The 18,755-nt window shown below is 57.8% G+C and carries 13 protein-coding genes; 9 read left to right on the top strand and 4 right to left on the bottom strand.

What is annotated here, in order from left to right; all coding sequences use genetic code 11:
* The first annotated feature begins 261 nt into the window (after window positions 1-261).
* The 4 genes from HX811_RS10160 (at window position 262) to HX811_RS10175 (ending at window position 6,754) form a co-directional block, all read left to right on the top strand.
* The gene (locus HX811_RS10160) at window positions 262-2,640 is read left to right on the top strand and encodes a hybrid sensor histidine kinase/response regulator (protein WP_008436587.1); all 2,379 of its coding nucleotides are present in this window, start codon (window positions 262-264) and stop codon (window positions 2,638-2,640) included.
* A gap of 88 nt (window positions 2,641-2,728) precedes the next feature.
* Entirely contained in the window at window positions 2,729-4,381 is a 1,653-nt protein-coding gene (locus HX811_RS10165; protein ID WP_177045758.1) for an acyl-CoA dehydrogenase family protein, read from the top strand.
* A gap of 160 nt (window positions 4,382-4,541) precedes the next feature.
* Window positions 4,542-6,041: an AMP nucleosidase gene (amn, locus tag HX811_RS10170; RefSeq protein WP_172834544.1), complete on the top strand. Its 1,500-nt coding sequence runs from the start codon at window positions 4,542-4,544 to the stop codon at window positions 6,039-6,041.
* Between the two features lie 71 nt (window positions 6,042-6,112).
* Entirely contained in the window at window positions 6,113-6,754 is a 642-nt protein-coding gene (locus HX811_RS10175; protein ID WP_256344407.1) for a pseudouridine synthase, read from the top strand.
* On the opposite strand, the gene HX811_RS10180 is transcribed toward HX811_RS10175, so the two are convergent.
* A complete protein-coding gene (locus HX811_RS10180) occupies window positions 6,749-6,958 on the bottom strand; it encodes a DUF2788 domain-containing protein (RefSeq protein ID WP_026077819.1) in 210 nt (69 codons plus the stop codon). The two genes, HX811_RS10175 and HX811_RS10180, sit on opposite strands and share 6 nt — an antisense overlap.
* Before the next feature lie 228 nt (window positions 6,959-7,186).
* Window positions 7,187-7,666 carry an Lrp/AsnC family transcriptional regulator gene (locus tag HX811_RS10185; RefSeq protein WP_003194418.1) on the bottom strand — a complete coding sequence of 160 codons (480 nt, stop codon included), beginning with the start codon at window positions 7,664-7,666 and terminating at the stop codon, window positions 7,187-7,189.
* 414 nt (window positions 7,667-8,080) lie between these two features.
* Here HX811_RS10185 and HX811_RS10190 point away from each other — a divergent pair, with 414 nt between their 5' ends.
* Complete coding sequence (locus HX811_RS10190; RefSeq protein ID WP_177045759.1) at window positions 8,081-9,199, top strand: DUF6515 family protein; 1,119 nt, start codon at window positions 8,081-8,083, stop codon at window positions 9,197-9,199.
* On the opposite strand, the gene HX811_RS10195 is transcribed toward HX811_RS10190, so the two are convergent.
* Together HX811_RS10195 and HX811_RS10200 are read right to left on the bottom strand one after the other, a co-directional pair.
* Window positions 9,196-10,089, bottom strand: a complete 894-nt coding sequence (locus HX811_RS10195; protein ID WP_008436590.1) for a cation diffusion facilitator family transporter — start codon at window positions 10,087-10,089, stop codon at window positions 9,196-9,198. The two genes, HX811_RS10190 and HX811_RS10195, sit on opposite strands and share 4 nt — an antisense overlap.
* 15 nt (window positions 10,090-10,104) lie before the next feature.
* Window positions 10,105-10,524, bottom strand: coding sequence for a hypothetical protein (locus HX811_RS10200; RefSeq protein ID WP_017476229.1), 420 nt, complete (start codon window positions 10,522-10,524; stop codon window positions 10,105-10,107).
* A gap of 249 nt (window positions 10,525-10,773) precedes the next feature.
* Here HX811_RS10200 and hrpB point away from each other — a divergent pair, with 249 nt between their 5' ends.
* The 4 genes from hrpB (at window position 10,774) to HX811_RS10220 (ending at window position 18,754) form a co-directional block, all read left to right on the top strand.
* Complete coding sequence (hrpB, locus tag HX811_RS10205; RefSeq protein ID WP_177045760.1) at window positions 10,774-13,248, top strand: ATP-dependent helicase HrpB; 2,475 nt, start codon at window positions 10,774-10,776, stop codon at window positions 13,246-13,248.
* An 88-nt stretch (window positions 13,249-13,336) separates the two neighbouring features.
* Window positions 13,337-14,827: a site-specific integrase gene (locus tag HX811_RS10210; RefSeq protein WP_177045761.1), complete on the top strand. Its 1,491-nt coding sequence runs from the start codon at window positions 13,337-13,339 to the stop codon at window positions 14,825-14,827.
* A complete protein-coding gene (locus HX811_RS10215) occupies window positions 14,817-16,706 on the top strand; it encodes a hypothetical protein (RefSeq protein ID WP_177045764.1) in 1,890 nt (629 codons plus the stop codon). The genes HX811_RS10210 and HX811_RS10215 overlap by 11 nt, the downstream gene beginning before the upstream one ends.
* Window positions 16,706-18,754, top strand: a complete 2,049-nt coding sequence (locus HX811_RS10220; RefSeq protein WP_177045766.1) for an integrase — start codon at window positions 16,706-16,708, stop codon at window positions 18,752-18,754. The genes HX811_RS10215 and HX811_RS10220 overlap by 1 nt, the downstream gene beginning before the upstream one ends.
* Window position 18,755: the final 1 nt, after the last annotated feature.

Here is an 18,755-nt window from a genome sequence, read left to right on the forward strand (position 1 = left end):
TTTTTGGGTGGCTGTCGGGCGATGGTTGAATTTTTAGCGGAGGGGAAGGTGGAAATGGCTGTTTGCTATCATCGTGAAATGCAGGTCAAATGCCCTGTAATGCCCGCTCTAGAGCCTTTCAAAAAATTATTTCAATGGTGTCTTTTGGCCTGTAATGGCTATGCTAGAGTGGATTCAAACCAATAACTGTATCGCCGGTTTACGTCTGCTCAAAAGGAATGGAGGCTTTTGACATAACCGGACAGGTCACGCTGGGGCTCTATGCGCTATTTGCTGATGTTACTGTTGACCGGGCTGCCGATGCTGGCCGGCGCAGTCGAGTTCAACGAGACCACCACGCGGTTGCCCCTGGGCCAAGTGATGCAAGTCCTTGAGGACCCCAGTGGCGCCCTGACCATTGGCGATATCAGCTCGCCGGTCCTCGCCAGTCGTTTCAAGACCCACGACAAAGCCACATTGAATGCCGGCTATTCGCGCTCGGTGTTCTGGCTCAAGGTCGATTTGCATTACCGCGCACAGCGCCCGGATGCCCCGCGCCGCTGGCTGCTGGAACTGGCTTACCCGCCGCTGAACCAACTGGAGCTGTACGAGCCTGACAGTGTCGGCAACTATCGACTGGTGTCGCGCACCGGCAGCATCCTGCCGTTTTCCAGCCGCGAAATCCGCCAGAGCAACTACCTGTTCAAGCTCGACTTCGTCCCTGGCCAGCAGGAAACCCTGTACCTGCGCCTGCAAAGCCAGGGCTCGATCCAGGCACCGCTGACCCTCTGGTCCACCACCGCGTACCTCGAAGAACAGCCATTGCGCCTGTACGTGCTGGGTGTGATCTACGGCGTGTTGCTCGGCATGCTGATCTACAACCTGTTCATCTACCTGAGCGTGCGCGACACCAGCTACCTCTATTACATCCTCTATATCGCCTCGTTCGGCCTGTATCAGCTGTCGGTGAACGGCGTGGCCGTGCAGTATTTCTGGCCGAATAACCCGTGGTGGGCGAACGCGGCGGTGCCCTTCCTGATCGGTTCGGCGGCGCTGTTCGGCAGCCTCTTTGCCCGCAGTTTCCTGCACACCGCGCTTTACAGTCGCTGGATCAACCGGCTGTTGCTGGCCCTGGCGGTCAGCGGCGGGGTGGTGATGGTGCTGGCACTGTTCACCAGTTATGCGCTGGCGCTGCGCCTGGCCACCGCCCTTGCGCTGGTCTTTACCGTGACCATCTTCGTCGCGGCCATCAAGGCCTGGTATTGCGGCCAGCGCATGGCGCGCTACTTCATCATCGCCTGGACCGCGTTCCTGCTGGGCGGTGTAGTCAATACGATGATGGTGCTGGGCTACCTGCCCAATGTGTTCCTCACGATGTACGCCAGCCAGATCGGCTCGGCACTGGAAGTGGCCTTGCTGTCCCTGGCGCTGGCCGACCGGATCAATTCGATGCGCGAGCAACAGGCGCAAATCCTGTTCGACGCCAGCCAGAAACTCGAAGTGCTCAACACGCAACTGGCCCACAGCAACCAGCTCAAGGATGAATTCCTCGCCACCTTGACCCACGAGCTGCGCACGCCGATGAACGGTGTGATCGGCTCCCTGGAATTGATGCAGACCGAGCCGCTGCCAGGCGACCTCGCGCAGTACCATCAAACCGCCTCCGGTGCGGCCCGCGAGATGATGCGCATGGTCAACGGCATCCTTACCCTCACCGAATTGCAGGCCGGGCGCCTCAGCCCGCAACCCCAAGTGTTCAGCCTGCGTGGGCTGCTCGACACCTTGCGCCAGCAGTTCGCGGCCAGCGCCCAGAACAAAGGGTTGGCGTTCTCCATTGATCTGGCAGAAGACCTGCCGGACCGCATCAACGGTGATCCTGGCAAGCTGGCGCAATGCCTGGATTGCCTGTTGGACAATGCCTTCAAGTTCACTCACGAGGGCTCGGTGCGTGTACGGGTGGTCGGTGTACCCCAGGCGGATGGAACGCTGCGCCTGACCTTCATTGTCACTGACACCGGCATCGGCTTCGCCTACCTCGATGAGGCGACCCTGTATCAGCGCTTCTTCCAGCTCGATGGCTCGACCACTCGCCAATACGGCGGCATGGGCATTGGCCTGGCGATCTGCCGGCAATTGATCGAGTTGCTCGGTGGGCGCCTCACCCACAATTCCGAGCCGCGGCGCGGCAGTCGCTTCCAGCTGGAGCTTGCGGTCAGCCCCGTCCAGCCCGAACCCGCTGCCGTGCGGCGAGTACCGCAGGCGCAACGCACGCCGCAGGAGTGCACGGTGCTGCTGGTAGACGACAACAGCGTGGCGCAACTGGTGGTGCGCGGCATGTTGCTCAAGCTCGGTTATCGGGTGAAAACCGTCGACAATGGGCCGGCCGCCCTGGCGTTGCTGCAGAGTCAAACCTTCGACGCAGTGTTGCTGGATGTGCCCGAGGGCGGCTTTTCGCTGTGCTGCCAGATCCGTGCGTTGCCCGGCTGTGGTGAGCTGCCGGTGATCGCCTTGAGCACCTCGTTACAAGCCCCGGAACGCGAGCGCTGCCACGGCGTGGGTATCACCGACCGAGTGGCCAAACCGGTACGTTTCGAGGCCCTGCAACGGGTGCTGCAACTGCGGTTGTTGCATATGGTTGAGGGTGAAAGCGCCGCCAATTAGGCGTTTATGCCACTTTTTTAACCCGGGTGACGGTGCTTAACTGAAATTCAGGCCTCAATGAACGTGGCCTTTTTTCAGGAGGCCCGTCATGCACCTGCACCAGTTCGCCGAAACCCACGACGTCACCAACCAGCCACCGTCCCTGGACGGCACCAATCTGTACCGTATCGACTTGCCGCTGCAAGACTGGTCCCGGCGCTTCAGCGCCGGCTGGGCCGAGCAGCGCATCGACACCTATGGTGCGCTGGCGGGCGGGCCGCTGATGGAAGCCGGGTTCCTGGCCAACCAGAACAAACCGGTGTTCAACAGCCATGACCGGTTTGGCCATCGCATCGACCTGGTGGAGTTTCATCCGGCCTACCACGAACTGATGCGCACCGCCGTCGAACACGGCCTGCCGTCGTTGCCGTGGGCCCATCCGCAATCCGGCGCCCATGTGGCCCGTGCGGCGATGACCTACCTGCACAGCCAGGCCGAAGCCGGCACCGGCTGCCCGCTGACCATGACGTTCGCCTGCGTCCCGGCCCTGCGCCTGCAGCCAGACCTGGCTGAAACCTGGCTGCCGAAAATCCTCGCCACCGAATACGACCCGCGCAACGTCGGCATCGCCCACAAGGCCGGCGCCACCATCGGCATGGCCATGACCGAGAAACAGGGTGGCACCGACGTGCGCGCCAACACCACCCGCGCTTACCCGGTGGGCGCTGGCGGCCCGGGCCAGGCGTATGAGTTGGTGGGGCACAAGTGGTTCTGTTCGGCGCCGATGTGCGATGGCTTCCTCACCCTGGCCCAGACCGACAAGGGCCTGACCTGTTTCCTGCTGCCCCGGCACCGCCCGGATGACACCCGCAACGAGTTCTACATCCAGCGCCTGAAAAACAAGCTCGGCAACTGCTCCAACGCTTCCAGCGAAGTGGAGTTTCGTGGCGCGCTGGCCTGGATGATCGGTGAAGAAGGGCGCGGCGTACCGACCATCATCGAGATGGTGGCGATGACCCGCTTCGATTGCATGGTCGGCTCCAGCGCCCTGATGCGCCAGGCGCTGACCCAGGCCAGCCATCATTGCGCTCACCGCCTGGTAGGTGGCCGGGTGCTCAGCGAGCAACCGTTGATGCAGAACGTACTGGCCGACCTGGCCCTGGAAAGCGAGGCGTCCCTGGCCTTGAGCATGCGCATGGGGCGCGCGCTGGACCATCTGGATAACGAACAGGAAGCCAAATTCGCCCGGCTGGTGACGGCGGTGGGCAAGTACTGGATCTGCAAGCGCGCTCCCGCGATGATCAACGAAGCCGCCGAGTGCATGGGCGGTGCGGGGTATGTCGAGGACAGTATCCTGCCGCGCTTGTACCGTGAGGCGCCGGTCAACTCGACGTGGGAAGGTTCCGGCAATGTGCAGTGCCTGGATGTGCTGCGGGCCCTGTCCAAAGAACCGGGCGTATTGGAGGCGCTGTTTGTCGAGCTGGGGGATGGTCATGGCCACAAGCACCTGGCGCGGCATATCGAGCAGTTGAAGTCGGCCTTCATGGACACTCAGGACATTCAGTACCGTGCCCGGCAATTGACCGAGGACATTGCGGTGGCGTTGCAGGCCAAGCTGCTGCTGGAGGCGGGCAATGCCAGTGTGAGTGATGGCTTTATCGCCAGCCGACTGGGTGAGTCGTCGGGCCGGGTCTATGGCACCTTGCCGCGCGGTGTGGATGTGGAGGCCATCGTCGCCCGGTCGACACCTCAAATCCTCTGAATGAATGCGGGCAAAAATGTGGGAGCGGGCTTGCTCGCGAAGGCGGTGGATCAGCCAATACATGTGCTGACTGACCTAGCGCTTTCGCGAGCAACCCCGCTCCCACATTATTGATCGCATTCCAATTCCGGTGTTCCAGTGCGCCAGGGATACAGGCAAGATGAAGGCCTGCAAGTCAGAACACAGGATGCTTACCGTGACCGAAGCTTTTGTTGTCGTTCAAACCGCCGAAGAAGCCGTGGATCGGCTGGCGGCTCTCCATGAGCGTGCTACCGGCGCGCTCAATCAAGCCCTCAAGCGCTACCTCAAAGACCGCGTCGAACCCGACGCTGAACAACGTGCGATGTTTCGCTACCCGGAACTTCGCCTGACCTACCTGGTGCAGGGCGAAGTCCCACAGACCACCCGGGCGTATGCCAAGGTCCAGTTGCCGGGGACCTACAGCGTTACCGTCACCCATCCGTCGGCCTTCCGCAAATACCTGCTGGAGCAACTGGTGCCGTTGATGCACGACTTCACCGTGACGGTGGAAGTGGGCGTCAGCCAGCAGAACATTCCCTACCCGTACGTGGTGGAGCAGGGTGACGAACTGGCCGGCTCCGGTGTAACTGCCGCCACGCTGGCGCGGGTGTTTCCGAGTACCGACCTGTCTGCCGCCACCGATGGCATCGCCGACGGCCTGTACGACTGGGAAAACACCGACCCGCTGCCATTGGCGTTGTTCGATGCCGCCCGCGTCGACTTCTCCCTGCGCCGGCTGGTGCACTACACCGGCAGCGACTGGCGCCATGTGCAGCCGTGGATTTTGCTGACCAACTACCACCGCTACGTTGACCAGTTCATCGTGCATGGCCTGGAACAGTTGCGCAGCGACCCGCGCTTTATCCGCATGGTGCTGCCGGGCAATGTGATCATCGACAAGAGCATGGACCACGGCGAAGCGTCTGCCATTGCTGCCGGCGTGGTCTGGCACCGTTATCAGATGCCGGCCTACCACTTGCAAGCCAGCGACGGCCATGGTGTGACCCTGGTGAACATCGGCGTCGGCCCGTCCAATGCCAAGAACATCACCGACCACCTCGCCGTATTGCGTCCGCATTGCTGGCTGATGATTGGTCACTGCGGCGGGCTGCGCCAATCCCAGACCATCGGTGACTACGTGCTGGCTCACGCCTACATGCGTCGCGACGGGATTCTCGACCGGGTAGTGCCGCCGAACATTCCGATCCCGGCCCTGGCCGAAGTGCAGATGGCCTTGCAGCAAGCCGCGGCCAACGTCACCGGCGAGAAAGGCGAAGAGCTGAAAAAACGCCTGCGCACCGGCACCGTGCTGACCTACGACGACCGCAACTGGGAGCTGCGCTGGGCCCAGGAGCGGCCGCTGATCAACCTGTCCCGCGCCGTGGCCGTGGACATGGAAAGCGGCACCATCGCCGCCCAGGGCTACCGCCTGCGGGTGCCGTACGGCACGTTGCTGTGTGTGTCGGATAAACCGCTGCACAGCGAGATCAAGCTGCCGGGATCGGCCAACGCGTTCTACGAGCGTGCGGTCAGCCAGCACTTGAAGATCGGCATCGAGGCGGTGGATCTGTTGCGCACCGAACTCAACTCGCTGCACTCGCGCAAACTGCGCAGCTTCGACGAGCCGCCGTTCCGCTAAACGGTTGGGATGGTTATTTAACGGTCAGGCCACTAGCATTGTCGGTCCTGACCGTTAGATGTTCCTTTGCCATGTCCCGTCCTGCCCGTCCTGTTTCCCGCCGCCCCGGTGTGAAAAGTCCGCAAACCTCGTCAGCCCCGCGTCGTGTCGCCAAGGCGCCACCGGCCGATCCCAAGTTGATCCTGTTCAATAAACCCTTCGATGTGCTGACCCAGTTCAGCGATGAAGGCGGGCGCGCGACCCTCAAGGATTTCATCGACATCCCTGGCATTTACCCGGCCGGGCGCCTGGACCGTGACAGTGAAGGCCTGTTGCTGCTGACCAACGACGGCCAATTGCAGGCGCGCATCGCGGACCCCAAGCACAAGCTGGCGAAAACCTATTGGGTGCAGGTGGAAGGCGAGCCGACCGAGGAACAGCTGCAACGCCTGCGCGACGGTGTGGCGCTCAACGACGGCATGACCCTGCCCGCCGAAGCCCGGCAACTGGACGAGCCACAACTGTGGCCACGCAACCCGCCGGTGCGGTTTCGCAAAAGCGTGCCGACCCATTGGCTGGAGTTGGTGATTCGTGAAGGGCGTAACCGCCAGGTACGGCGCATGACGGCCGCCGTAGGCTTGCCGACGCTGCGTCTGGTGCGGGTGCGGATTGGTGACTGGTCGATCGACGGCCTGGACCAAGGCCAATGGAAAGAAGTGCCGGCGCGCTTATAAGGCGCCGGACTCGATCAGGCCGATCACCACGCTCTTGATGATGAACGCGGCAACGCCCAGGCCCAGCACGAAGAACAGGATCATCGAGCCAAAGCGCCCGGCCTTGGATTTCTTCGCCAGGTCCCAGACGATAAAGCCCATGAAAATGATCAGGATGCTGACCAGGCCGGTCATCATCCATTCTTCAAACACGGCGGGATCAATCGAGTTCATCGGGTCGTTTCCGGCTGGGGCAGGGCGGGAAGTATACGCCAGCATCATCAGCTCATCATTGACCTGCGTCGGTCTGCCGCAGACTTATCACCCTGCTGGAACACAGTCAAAATGTGGGAGCGGGCTTGCTCGCGAATGCGGTGGATCAGTCAGAACATTCGGTGCCTGGCACACCGCATTCGCGAGCAAGCCCGCTCCCACATTTGTTCCGCGCTGGTCTTAAGTGCGCAGGTGGGTCAGCGGCAGCTCGGTGCTGTTGAGCACCTGGTTCAGCACAAAGCTTGAACGCACGCTGGTGACGCCTTCGATGCGGGTCAGGTGGCCCAGCAGCAGCTTCTGGTAGTGATCCATGTCTGGCACCACCACTTTCAGCTGATAGTCGGCGTCCATCCCGGTCACCAGGCTGCATTCCAGTACTTGCGGCAAGGTGCGGATGGCCGCTTCGAAGTTCTCGAAACGTTCGGGGGTGTGTCGGTCCATGCCGATCAGCACGTAGGCCGTGAGACTCAGGCCGAGCATCTTGCGGTCGAGCAAGGCGACCTGGCGGGCGATGTAGCCGTCGTCTTCGAGTTGCTTGACCCGGCGTGAGCACGGCGAAGGCGACAGGCCGATGCGCTCGGCCAACTCCTGGTTGGAGATCCTCGCGTCGCGCTGCAATTCCGCCAAAATACTCAGGTCGTATCGGTCAAGTTTGCTCATGGGGCTGGCCTTTGTCGTAACTATTGCGGTGAATTATCTATCCAGGGTTAAAAATTGCGCAAGCACTGTTTATTGACGCAATCTTCGCAATCATCTGCCCGAGGCCGAGGCGTAGAGTTATCAACAGAATCACTGCCCGGACATACAGTCCACTGCAGCCCGCCAATAAGGCCGGCTGCGGCCGCCAACCCCACAGGGTTGCCCCGGCCCCCGGGCTGCACACTGTCCACAAGACGGCGTGAGGTGAGCCAACGTCAAAAGCGTTGAGCCAGGACGAAGTTCTCAAGGGGCGACCGACGGGTCGCCCCTTTTTATTGCCTGCGAAAATAGTTCTCGTGACTGATAACCTCTCGCAGAACCGGGCCCCGGTTTTCCAGTCTTACGTGTAGGCCCTAATCCGCAGTGAGGAATAGCATGAAGCGCATCTGGCGTTTGGCAGGTGTTGGTTTGCTGATGATGAGCGTTGGTGCGCAAGTGATGGCCGACGACCCGCCACGCCAGGAAGGCGGTGGTCAGCATGAAAGAGGCCCGGAAGGGCATCCAGGCAATAATCAGCCTCGGCCGCAGAACAACCAACCGCGACCACAAAATAGTCAACCGCGCCCTGTAGCCCCTCGGCCCGAGAACAATCAGCCGCGTCCGCAGAATCAGCATTTCGAAAACAATCAGCCACGGCCGCAGAACCAGAACATTGAGCGCCCGAACGGAGGTGGCCAATGGCAAGGTCGCCCGCAAGGCAACCAGCAGCAACCTCCGCACCCGGCGCCGCAGCCGGCCAATAACCTGCCGATCCAGGGTCGCCCGGACACCGTGCGCCAGACCCAGGAACCGCGCCCCGGCAATTACCAGGACATTCCGCGTCGCAACGACGGCAACCAGCATTGGCAGGCCGGCAATGGCGGCCCGGGTCGTCCCGGTTTCAACGGCGGTAACGGTGGTGGCAATAACCACCCCAACGATCACCGCTGGCCAGGCCGCCCCGACGGGCACGGCAATGGCTGGGGCCCAGGCCCGCAATACCGTCCGGGTTACATCGTCGACCGCTTCCCCGACCGCAATTACCGCGTGCCGTATCGCGGCCAGGACTACTTCTTCTCGGGTGGCTACTGGTATCGCCCACAAGGCCCGCGCTATGTCGTCGTGACGCCGCCTTACGGGATTCGCGTGCAATACCTGCCCGACTACGCGCGGGAAGTGTGGGTGGGCAGTGCGCTGTTCTTCCTCGCCGCCGGTGCCTATTACACCTACGAAGAAAGCAGCCAGCAGTACGTTGTGGTGCAGCCGCCACCCGCCGCGCCAGCGCCGCAACCCGTGCCCCAGGGCAATGGTTATGACGTGGTGGCTTACCCGGCCAACGGCCAGTCACCGGCGCAGGTCCAGCAGGATGGTTACGACTGCTATCGCTGGGCGGTGCAACAAAGTGGCTTTGACCCAAGGACCGTCACCTACGCCCCCGACCCGGCCGTGGTGCAAACCTACCGCCAGGCCCAGGGCAACTGCCTGAGCAGTCGCGGGTATCAGGTGCAGTACTAGGCCTTCGCGCCCTTGACCACTTCCTGCGGGTCGGCGTGCACCAGCACTTCGGCTCGCGGGTAGGCTTTGTGGATGGCATCGGCGGCCTGGTCGCTGATGCCGTGTGCCACGGACAAACTCAATTCCCCCGGTAACTCCAGGTGGAGCTGCACGAACCAGTGGCTGCCGGAAATCCGCGTGCGCAGGTCATGGGCACCCAATACACCGGGCACGCTGCACGCCAGTTCCAGCATGTGCTGGCTGACATCCGGCGGCAGTTCCTCGTCCATCAGCACCGAAAAGCTTTCCCGGGCGATCTGGATGGCGCTCCACAAAATGTAGGCCGCGATGCCCAGGCCGAACCAGGCGTCCACCTGATGAAAACCAAACGCCGCCAGCACCAGTGCCACCAGGATGCTGCCGTTGAGCATCATGTCTGAGCGATAGTGCAGCGAGTCGGCGCGGATGGCGTTGGAGCCGGTTTCTCGGATCACCCGGTATTGCAGGATCAGCAGCGCCGCCGTCAACGCCAGGGACAGAACGATCACGCCGATGCTCAGCCACGGCGCACCCACCGGCTCTGGATGCTGCAAGCGCTGGAAGGCCTGGAACGCGATCAATACTGCACTGCCGGCGATGAACAACGCCTGGGCCATGCCCGACAGGGATTCCGCCTTGCCATGGCCATAACGATGATCGTCATCCGCCGGGCGCAACGCATAGTGCACGGCCAGCAAGTTGAGCAGCGAGGTAACGCCGTCGAGCAGCGAGTCGGTCAGCCCGGCGAGCATGCTCACCGAGCCGCTGAGCCACCAGGCGATGGCCTTGGTCACAATCAGCACACAGGCCACGCCGACGGAAGCGCGGGTGGCCAGGCGCAACAGCCGGGCGTGTTCGGGACTGGTGGTCATGGGGCGGGTCAGTCCTTAAGCGGCGGGTTGCAGGCCCAGGGTGGCGAGTTGTTGCACGCTGCCCTTGAACTGGATCATGCGCGGGTCGTCCAGCGGCAGGTTATGCCCGGTTTCTTTCTGGATGATGGTTTGCAGCTTGGCGTTATCGACCTTGCCGTCGGCGCCGATGGCTTGCTGGAGTTTTTCCGGGGCCACCTGGGCGGTCTTGCCAGGCTCGAAGTAGATCGCGCCGGTGGCGAAGTCGACACCAAAGGCGATCAGGCCCGGGATCACGTAGAACAGCAGGCCTACCGCATCGAGCACGGCAATTGCCGGGTCGATCTTGCCGTCGATCTGGCCCCGGCGGTCGGGGTAGAAAATCGAGCCGCAGGCCGTCAACTGGCTCAGCAGGGTGACGGCCAGAACACCGCCGATGACACGGGAAGCAACACGCATGGGACTCTCCTTGAACATAATGAAAATGACTATAAGCCAGTCTACAAGGCGACGATGATCAAATGTGGGAGCTGGCTTGCCTGCGATGGCGGTGGTTCAGTGTCAGGTGTGTTGGCTGAACACCGCTATCGCAGGCAAGCCAGTTCCCACCCGTGACCGCATTCCAGTCAGGACGGGGCCGTGTCGTTGAGACCATCACCGACACCCGGCAGTTCGCCGTTATACTCGCCGCTCTGCTTTGGAGCCAGTATGAATTCGTTGCCAATCGATGATGTTTTACCCGCCCTGCGTGACGCCCTGGCGACGCGCCATGAAGCCGTGCTCGAAGCACCGCCCGGCGCCGGTAAAACCACACGGGTGCCATTGGCGCTGTTGAATGAACCCTGGCTGGCCGGGCAAACCATCCTGATGCTCGAGCCCCGCCGCCTGGCCGCCCGTGCAGCGGCAGAAAGGCTGGCCAGCGAGTTGGGGGAAAAGGTCGGCGAAACCGTTGGCTACCGCATTCGCCTCGACAGTAAGGTCGGCCCCAACACCCGCATCGAAGTGGTCACCGAAGGCATCCTCACTCGGCGCCTGCAGGATGACCCGGCACTCGACGGCGTGGGTTTGTTGATCTTCGACGAGTTCCACGAACGCAGCCTGGACGCCGATCTGGCGCTGGCCCTTAGTCTCAATGGTCGAGACCTGTTTCGCGACGAGCAGCCACTGAAGATCCTGCTGATGTCCGCCACCCTGGAAGGCGAGCGCCTGGCCGGGTTGCTGGACGACGCGCCGATCCTGCGCAGCGAAGGGCGCATGTACCCGGTGCAGATGCGCTGGGGCCGGCCATTCCAGCCCGGCGAATTTATCGAGCCACGGTTGGTGCAGACCATCCTTGAAGCCCTGCATGATGAAGCCGGCAGCGTGCTGGTGTTCCTGCCGGGGCAGGCCGAGATTCGTCGGGTTAATCAGCAATTGGCTGACGCGCTGGGCGATAACCCCGAGGTGCTGCTATGCCCGCTGCACGGCGAACTGGACCTGGCCGCCCAGCGCGCCGCCATCGACCCGGCGCCCGCCGGCAAGCGCAAAGTGGTGCTGGCCACCAACATTGCCGAGACCAGCCTGACCATCAACGGCGTGCGCGTGGTGATCGACGCCGGGTTGGCGCGGGTCCCGCGTTTCGACCCGGGCAGCGGCATGACCCGTCTCGACACCCAGCGCATCTCCCGCGCCAGCGCCACCCAGCGTGCCGGCCGGGCAGGGCGACTGGAGCCGGGGGTGTGTTATCGGTTGTGGTCCGAGGACCAGCATGAAGGGCTGGCGGCGTATTCCAGTGCGGAAATTCTCTCGGCGGATCTTTCCGGTTTGGCCCTGCAATTGGGCCGCTGGGGCGTGGCGCCTACTCAGTTGGTATGGCTCGACGTTCCGCCCACCGCGGCTTATGCACAGGCCCAGGATTTGCTCGAGCGCCTCGGAGCGTTGAGCGATACCAAGCTGACCGCCCACGGCCAGACAATGGCCGGGTTGCCGGCGCACCCGCGAATCGCTCATTTGCTGCTGCGTGGTCAGGATCTGGGCCTGGCGAGCATGGCCTGTGACGTGGCGGCACTGTTGGGTGAGCGCGATATCCTGCGTGGTGCCGGTGCGGATTTGCACAGCCGCCTGGCCCTGTTATCCGGTGAAGAAAAGGCCCGTGGCACCCAGGGCGGCGTGCAGCGTGCCCGCCAACTGGCGCGGCAATACCGTGGCTATTTAAGAGGCAAGGCAGAGCAGCCGGTGGCTGATCCCGATCATCCGCGCTGGCTCGGAGCCTTGCTGGCGCTGGCCTACCCGGACCGCGTCGCCCAGCAACGGCGGGCGGGCGGTGCCGAATACCGCCTCGCCAACGGCCGTGCCGCGTTGTTCGCCGAAGCCGACAGCCTGATGAAACAACCCTGGCTGGTGATTGCCGATCTGGGCAGCCGCCAGGGCCAGCGTGAAGAACGGATTTACCTCGCGGCGGATTTTGATCCGGCGCTGTTCGACTCGGTGTTGGCCGAGCAGGTGCGTAATGTCGACCAGCTTGACTGGGATGAGCGCGAAGGCGTGCTGCGGGCCGAACGCCAGCGCAAGGTCGGCGAACTGGTGCTCAGCCGCGAACCGCTGACCGGCCTCGACGAGTCCGCCCGCAGCCAGGCGCTGGTCAACCTGGTGCGGCGCAAAGGCCTGGAATTGCTGCCCTGGACCGCGGAGCTGCGCCAATGGCAGGCGCGGGTGATGCTGCTGCGTGGTCTGGATAGCGGCAAGGCCAGTGAATGGCCGGATGTCAGCGACAGCGCTTTGCTTGCCAGCCTGGAGCACTGGTTGATGCCTTACCTGGGCAAGGTGTCGCGCCTGAGCCATTTTTCCACTCTGGATATCTCCAGCTTCCTGCATAACCTGCTGCCGTGGCCGTTGCCGGCGCGGTTGGACGAGCTGGCGCCGCACCATCTGAAGGTGCCGTCGGGCTCGTCGGTGCGGCTGGACTACAGCGAGCAGCCGCCGATTCTGGCGGTGCGCTTGCAGGAATTGTTCGGGCTGGCGGATACGCCGCGGATCGCCGGCGGGCGGCAGGTGGTCAAGCTGCACCTGTTGTCACCGGCCAGACGGCCCGTGCAGGTGACGCAGGACCTGGCGAACTTCTGGCGCAGTACTTACGCCGAGGTGAAGAAGGATTTGAAGGGGCGGTATCCCAAGCTATCACGCAACGTTCTTGGATTGACATGATCGCGTAACGTTAGAAGATTGACAAATTTATTGACCTTTAATCGCGTAACGTTCAGCATTGACGGATCTGATTGATTGGATGTGTGCTGTGGCTGCCTTCGTAAACCCTGACCATTCAACCCGTATGGTTGTTATCCCCCAAGTAAGTGAGGCGTTCGGAAGCCTTTATTTCGGAATGGAGCCGGACGGATCGACGCCTGTTGAAATTGTTGGCTTGGACGAAGTTATTCCCGGATTCCAAGTGAGGGAGTCTGTTGGAGACGCAATTACGCGAAGCATTTTCAATATGCCGTTCTTGTTTCACAGAAATGGTGAGCCTTGGAAAGAGGCTAATTCGTTTTTGATTAACTTAGTAAGGAATAAGCACGCTCACAATAGGCCAAGTGATGAGGCTAAGCGAAAGGCCAGTAGGCTGTTAGATTACTTGATGTTTACTGAAGAAAATAGCATTAACTGGCTCGACTTCTCTGGTAAAAGGATAACTTTGCGGCCAACCTATCGGTACCACGCTCATCTTAGAAAGATGGAGGGTCGTGGGCCTGCAGTCTGCAATCAATATACCGGGGTAGTGTATCAGTTTTACAAGTTTGTATCGAAGTATTGGCACGCCATTGATATTGATCGTGTAGATACCGTCAAGCAGATCAATATTTTCATTGAGAGTGCTCACGGTTTCACACGACAGCTAACCGTCGAGCAGAGAAGCCAAACACAGCGATACAATAAGAGTAAAATAATTCCGAAGGGATTTGTTGATGACGAAGGAGAATGCCTTCGTCCGTTAACCAATTCTGAGTTGGCAAGCGTAATTGATGCAGTCAATTCAGATGGTTGGAACGCCCAGGAACGGTTGATAGTTTTGTTCGCTCTTATGACCGGCGCACGAAAACAGACTGTTCTGACGCTGAGGGTAAAGCATGTGGAGGCGCTAGTTCAGGGAGAACTTGAACCAGAAGGTACTTACATTCTGAAGGCAGGGCCAGGTACTGGCATTGATACTAAGAACAATAAGCCCCAGACGCTTCACGTGCCCAAGGCGCTCGCAGAGGATTTGCTCACGTTCGTGCGAAGCGCTTATGCAAAAAGTCGGCGTCAACGCTTTCTTCAGGAATATGGAGTTTCGTATTCTGGCTTGTTGACGATACCAGCAGGGGAAGAGTACGTATTCTTGTCGGAGCAAGCTAATTGCTACTACATGGCTGGATCTGATCCAAGGTACGCTTTCGTAAATACTCGCCCCCAAGGTGCTGTTGCAGACACCCTGAAGAAAAAATTAATTCGATCTGTACCTGCAGGTTTTCCTAAGAATTTCACCTTTCATTGGCTTCGAGCGACTTTTGCTTATCAGCTGTATCAGCTGTTAGTTCCAAGTCTAGAAAGCCGCCGCCTGCTCCCCGGTGAAGAGATTTCAATTATTCAAGAGCGACTTCATCATGAGCAGCGAGAAACGACCGAGAACTACCTTAAGCTTTTTAAAATGATCCCTGAAAAGATGAGAGCTCAAGAAGATTACGAAGGCTCACTTTTCAAAATGTCGTCATATCGGGATTTGGTTGTGGTGGAACGTCATGGAAACTAAGCTGATCGTTCGTAATACTTATCCGTCTACCTTATCTTCTATTGCACAGCTAGATAATGTTGCCCATCCTGAGTTTATTACGCTTCAGCTCGACCATAGGCGCTCTCCGCTAGACGTAGGGGTGCTTGCTTACTCTATTCGCGAAAAAGCCAAACAAGGATACGTTGTAGATGTTAATTCAGTGCTGCCTAGACGGCGCAAGGCCCTCATCGCTTTATGGGATTTCTACTTCATACAGGGATCTAGCCATAAGACAATAGAAACAGAGTTTAAGTCGTTAGAATCCGGATTAACCTGGTGCGAGTCAAATGGCATCCCAGATGTACTGTGCAACGCCGAGTCTGCTCGGCGAGGTTATGTTGGGTACTCTAACTATATTTTTGAGGCCATTCTCGGGCCAGATAAAATGTCGCCGAACACAGGTCAGCTCTACCAGCGGGCTCTTAGGCGTGCGATAGAACTACAGTTTCCATTGGAGGCCGAGTACATCCTTACGGCTGTACAATCTGTGGTGCCTAATAAGGACGGGCTGGATCCTCCAGACGAACGGGCTGTCCAGAGGTATGTAGATATTTCTCTCGTTATCGCTTTCACCTTTTCGAGGTTTTTGATCGGGGGGGCGCCATACCCACTGAAGTTTGTTACCAGCGACTACCATACGCATATATTTCCTGGTGTTGGTAAATACATTACTCCGCTAACTGAGGGTAAACATGAGTTTTTGGCCTACGATTACAAAGAAGGTCGAATCAAGAGCATAGAAGAGGTGATTCTGCAACGTCCCGACTGGCGGCTGAGGGATGTGAAGGAAGCTGTTACAAACGCTGTCCGGGCCGTGAGTGAAGCCAATTCCGATGACTATCACCTCTTCAGGATGAGGCTCGCCTCCGTTGCAATGAGGGCGTTTGCATGCCTACTGAATGCGGTAATAGGTGCGAACTCTGGCGAGTTGATACAATTTTTATATGAAGATGCTGCAGAGTTAATCAAGTCGCCATTTAAAAAGGATTTGTCAGCTATTAAGCTCAGGGCTAAGGGATTGGTAGTTAGCTACTCAATCGGGCGTGGCCCTGGCATGGAGATCTTGCGTGAGTATCTGAAATTTCGTGAATGGGTGTTAAATGGTCGTGAATCGGAATACCTCTTTTTTCAAGCAATTGATGTTGATAATGACTCAGATAGTCCCAAGCCACTGGAAAAGGAGTTTTCGACTAAGTTTTATTCTGTTTTGGATGGAGTGTTTCTTCCAAAAGGTTCGGGTAATATACCGCCTAGGTTAATGCGTAAGCATAAGAGTGTGACTCTTCATCATCTGCGCCATTCGCCCCTCCTAGTAAGTGCGGTAATGAACCACACGGAGCGTACAAACCTCGCGTTCTATGCTGGTACTACGCGGTCAACTCAAAAGGAAGAGCTTGGGAATTATTGGGCTGCGATCAGGAAAGCCGCTGAGCGCATTAAGGCGTCGCATAATGTGACTGGCGTGTCTATTGCTGTCGGACACTGTGATTCTCTTGATAATCCGCAAAGCGACATTCCGGTTGTGTCCATAGAGCCGAACTGTAAAACTCAATACGGTTGTTTGTTCTGTGTCCATTACCTTGTTCACTCGGACGAGGCAGACATCCATAAGTTGTTAAGTTTTCTTTATGTCATCGAAGGCGTTAGGTCTAATGCGCCTAACTTCGAGTTTTCAGAAGAGATTTTCAAAGAAGTGATCATTCGTGTTGATTTCATTTTGGACGCTATCTCTGAACGTTCTATTGAGTCTGCTAATTTAGTTATGATGGTTAAAAAGAAAGTGTTTGAGCTCGGTATTCTTACTGTTTTTTGGGAACGGCGACTTCAGCGTTATGAAAGAATGGGGATATATTTCTAATGGCCGACCTGTTCCAGCCCTATGATGGTCAGCAGCAATTTTCTGAGGCGGCATCGAAAATACCGGTTGATGCGGATTGGAGGCCATCGGCTGATTTTGTAATCTGTCGGGACGGACAGGGCATGCCCAATGCCGTCTATGGTGAGGATGTATGGGACGTCAACTCAATCCGTCTCAAAGCAAATAAAGTCCGTCTCATCTCGTTCGATAGCATCTTTGATAAAGTTGACGCTGAACGTGCTGGTCTTGTTGAGGAGGTTAGGTATCTCCTATTTTGTCTCTATTTTTATGTGCGGGCGGGCAAGCTTGGCAGGCTCAGTGCCGAGAGTTTAGTTAAGTATTTTTATGTTCTGCGTATAGCGGCACGGTATTGCTACGCCCAAAAGGCTAATCCACTGATTGGCGTTATTAGTCTTCGGCAGTTATTTACTAATCCGGCTTACCTAGATGGATATAGTGACTGGATTATCAAAAGTGACTTGGGCGAGACACATAGAAAGGGCACGCGAGCCATGTTGGGCCATATCGTTGCCGTCGGTGAACATCGTCTCGGCTACAAACTGCACGGTGTGTTTCACCTTAGATTCGGCGTCGACGATAAAAAATCAAACCAGACCCCTGTCATTCCTACTCGGATATATCTCGGATTACTAAACTCTTCAAGTGATTGGCTTAATTTGCTTTACGAAAACCGGCACGCAATAGAGGCTTTTCTTAAGTCATTTGAAACCCCCCTTTATGGCCGTAGCCATAAGGCGCAGGTCTCACATGATGCCGGTATTTCTTCGTATGAGCCTGATTTCAACCAAGCACTCTTGTCCCATGAATTAGCATCCGTGTTTACGGATGATTTAAGCTGTCGTAGCCGTAATAACTTGTCCGGGGCGATCTTGAAGATTCAGTGGATTCTTAAGACGGTTATTCACCTTTATACTGGCATGCGAGACCAAGAGGTTATGCGGTTGCCTTATGATTGTATTAATGATGAAGAAGTAAGCGCAGCCACGGTCGATGACGAAGGTGTCAAACGAGATAACTCGATGATTGTCCAAGTGATATCGACTACCACCAAGTTTACTGGGTACCATAAGGCAGCCGCTTGGCTAGCGACTGATGAGGTTTTGCGTGCAGTAGAAGTTGCTCAAAGCATTTGTCGTGGATTATCAGCATTGTTTCACGTGTCTTATGATAATATGCCTTTGTTTCTGACGCCAGCGGTCATCAATTATCCTCTAGCCAAAGTTGGCGTTGCTGAGCTAGACATCGAAAATAAGCCCACTCGCCTTAAGCAATTTGATCTCATCACCGAAGCCGATTTCTTAGAGCTCCAAGCTAGCGATCCGAAACGTGACTTTTCTTTTGAGTCGGAATTCCAGGTTGGCTCACCTTGGCCTTTCAAAACTCATCAGTTTCGTCGCTCTTTAGCTTTTTATGGCAGAAATAGTGGCTTTATTTCTTTGCCCACGCTTCGGAAGCAATTCAAACACCTGACCACTCAGATGAGTCGTTATTACGGTAATAACTTCGAGAGGCTTAAAACCATTTTTGGTTATTATGATCCAGTTACCGACGATTTCATCCTTCCCAAAAACCATATCCTGTTTGAGTATCAGGCTGGGGTTCCTATGAGTATCGCGTACGATCTTTTGGATCATGCGTTCGGCAGCGATAGCCCGATTTTCGGGGGGGCTGGAACCTATATCTCAAACCAGCGCAAAAAATTGGATCAGGGCGACATCCATATTGTTGATGTCAGGAAAGAAACTGAGAAACTGGCTGCGGAAGGCAAAATCTCCTATAAGCCAACGCTACTGGGGGCCTGTACTTACGTAGGCAACTGTGAGTTCTATCTCCTCGGCGATGCTGGCCCCTGCACTAATTGCGACGAATCCATCATTGAAAGAGATAAGCTTGAGGCAGCGATTGCCGATGATGAAGCTGATCTTGTTTTGTATGAGCCCGGTTCTGGGGAATACCAGGTGGTCAAAACTGAGCTCGACAGATTGAAAAAGTTTCACCAAAAGTTTATCGCTGTAGTGGAGGTTTAAT

Source organism: Pseudomonas sp. F8002 (assembly GCF_013385495.1).
GTDB lineage: Bacteria > Pseudomonadota > Gammaproteobacteria > Pseudomonadales > Pseudomonadaceae > Aquipseudomonas.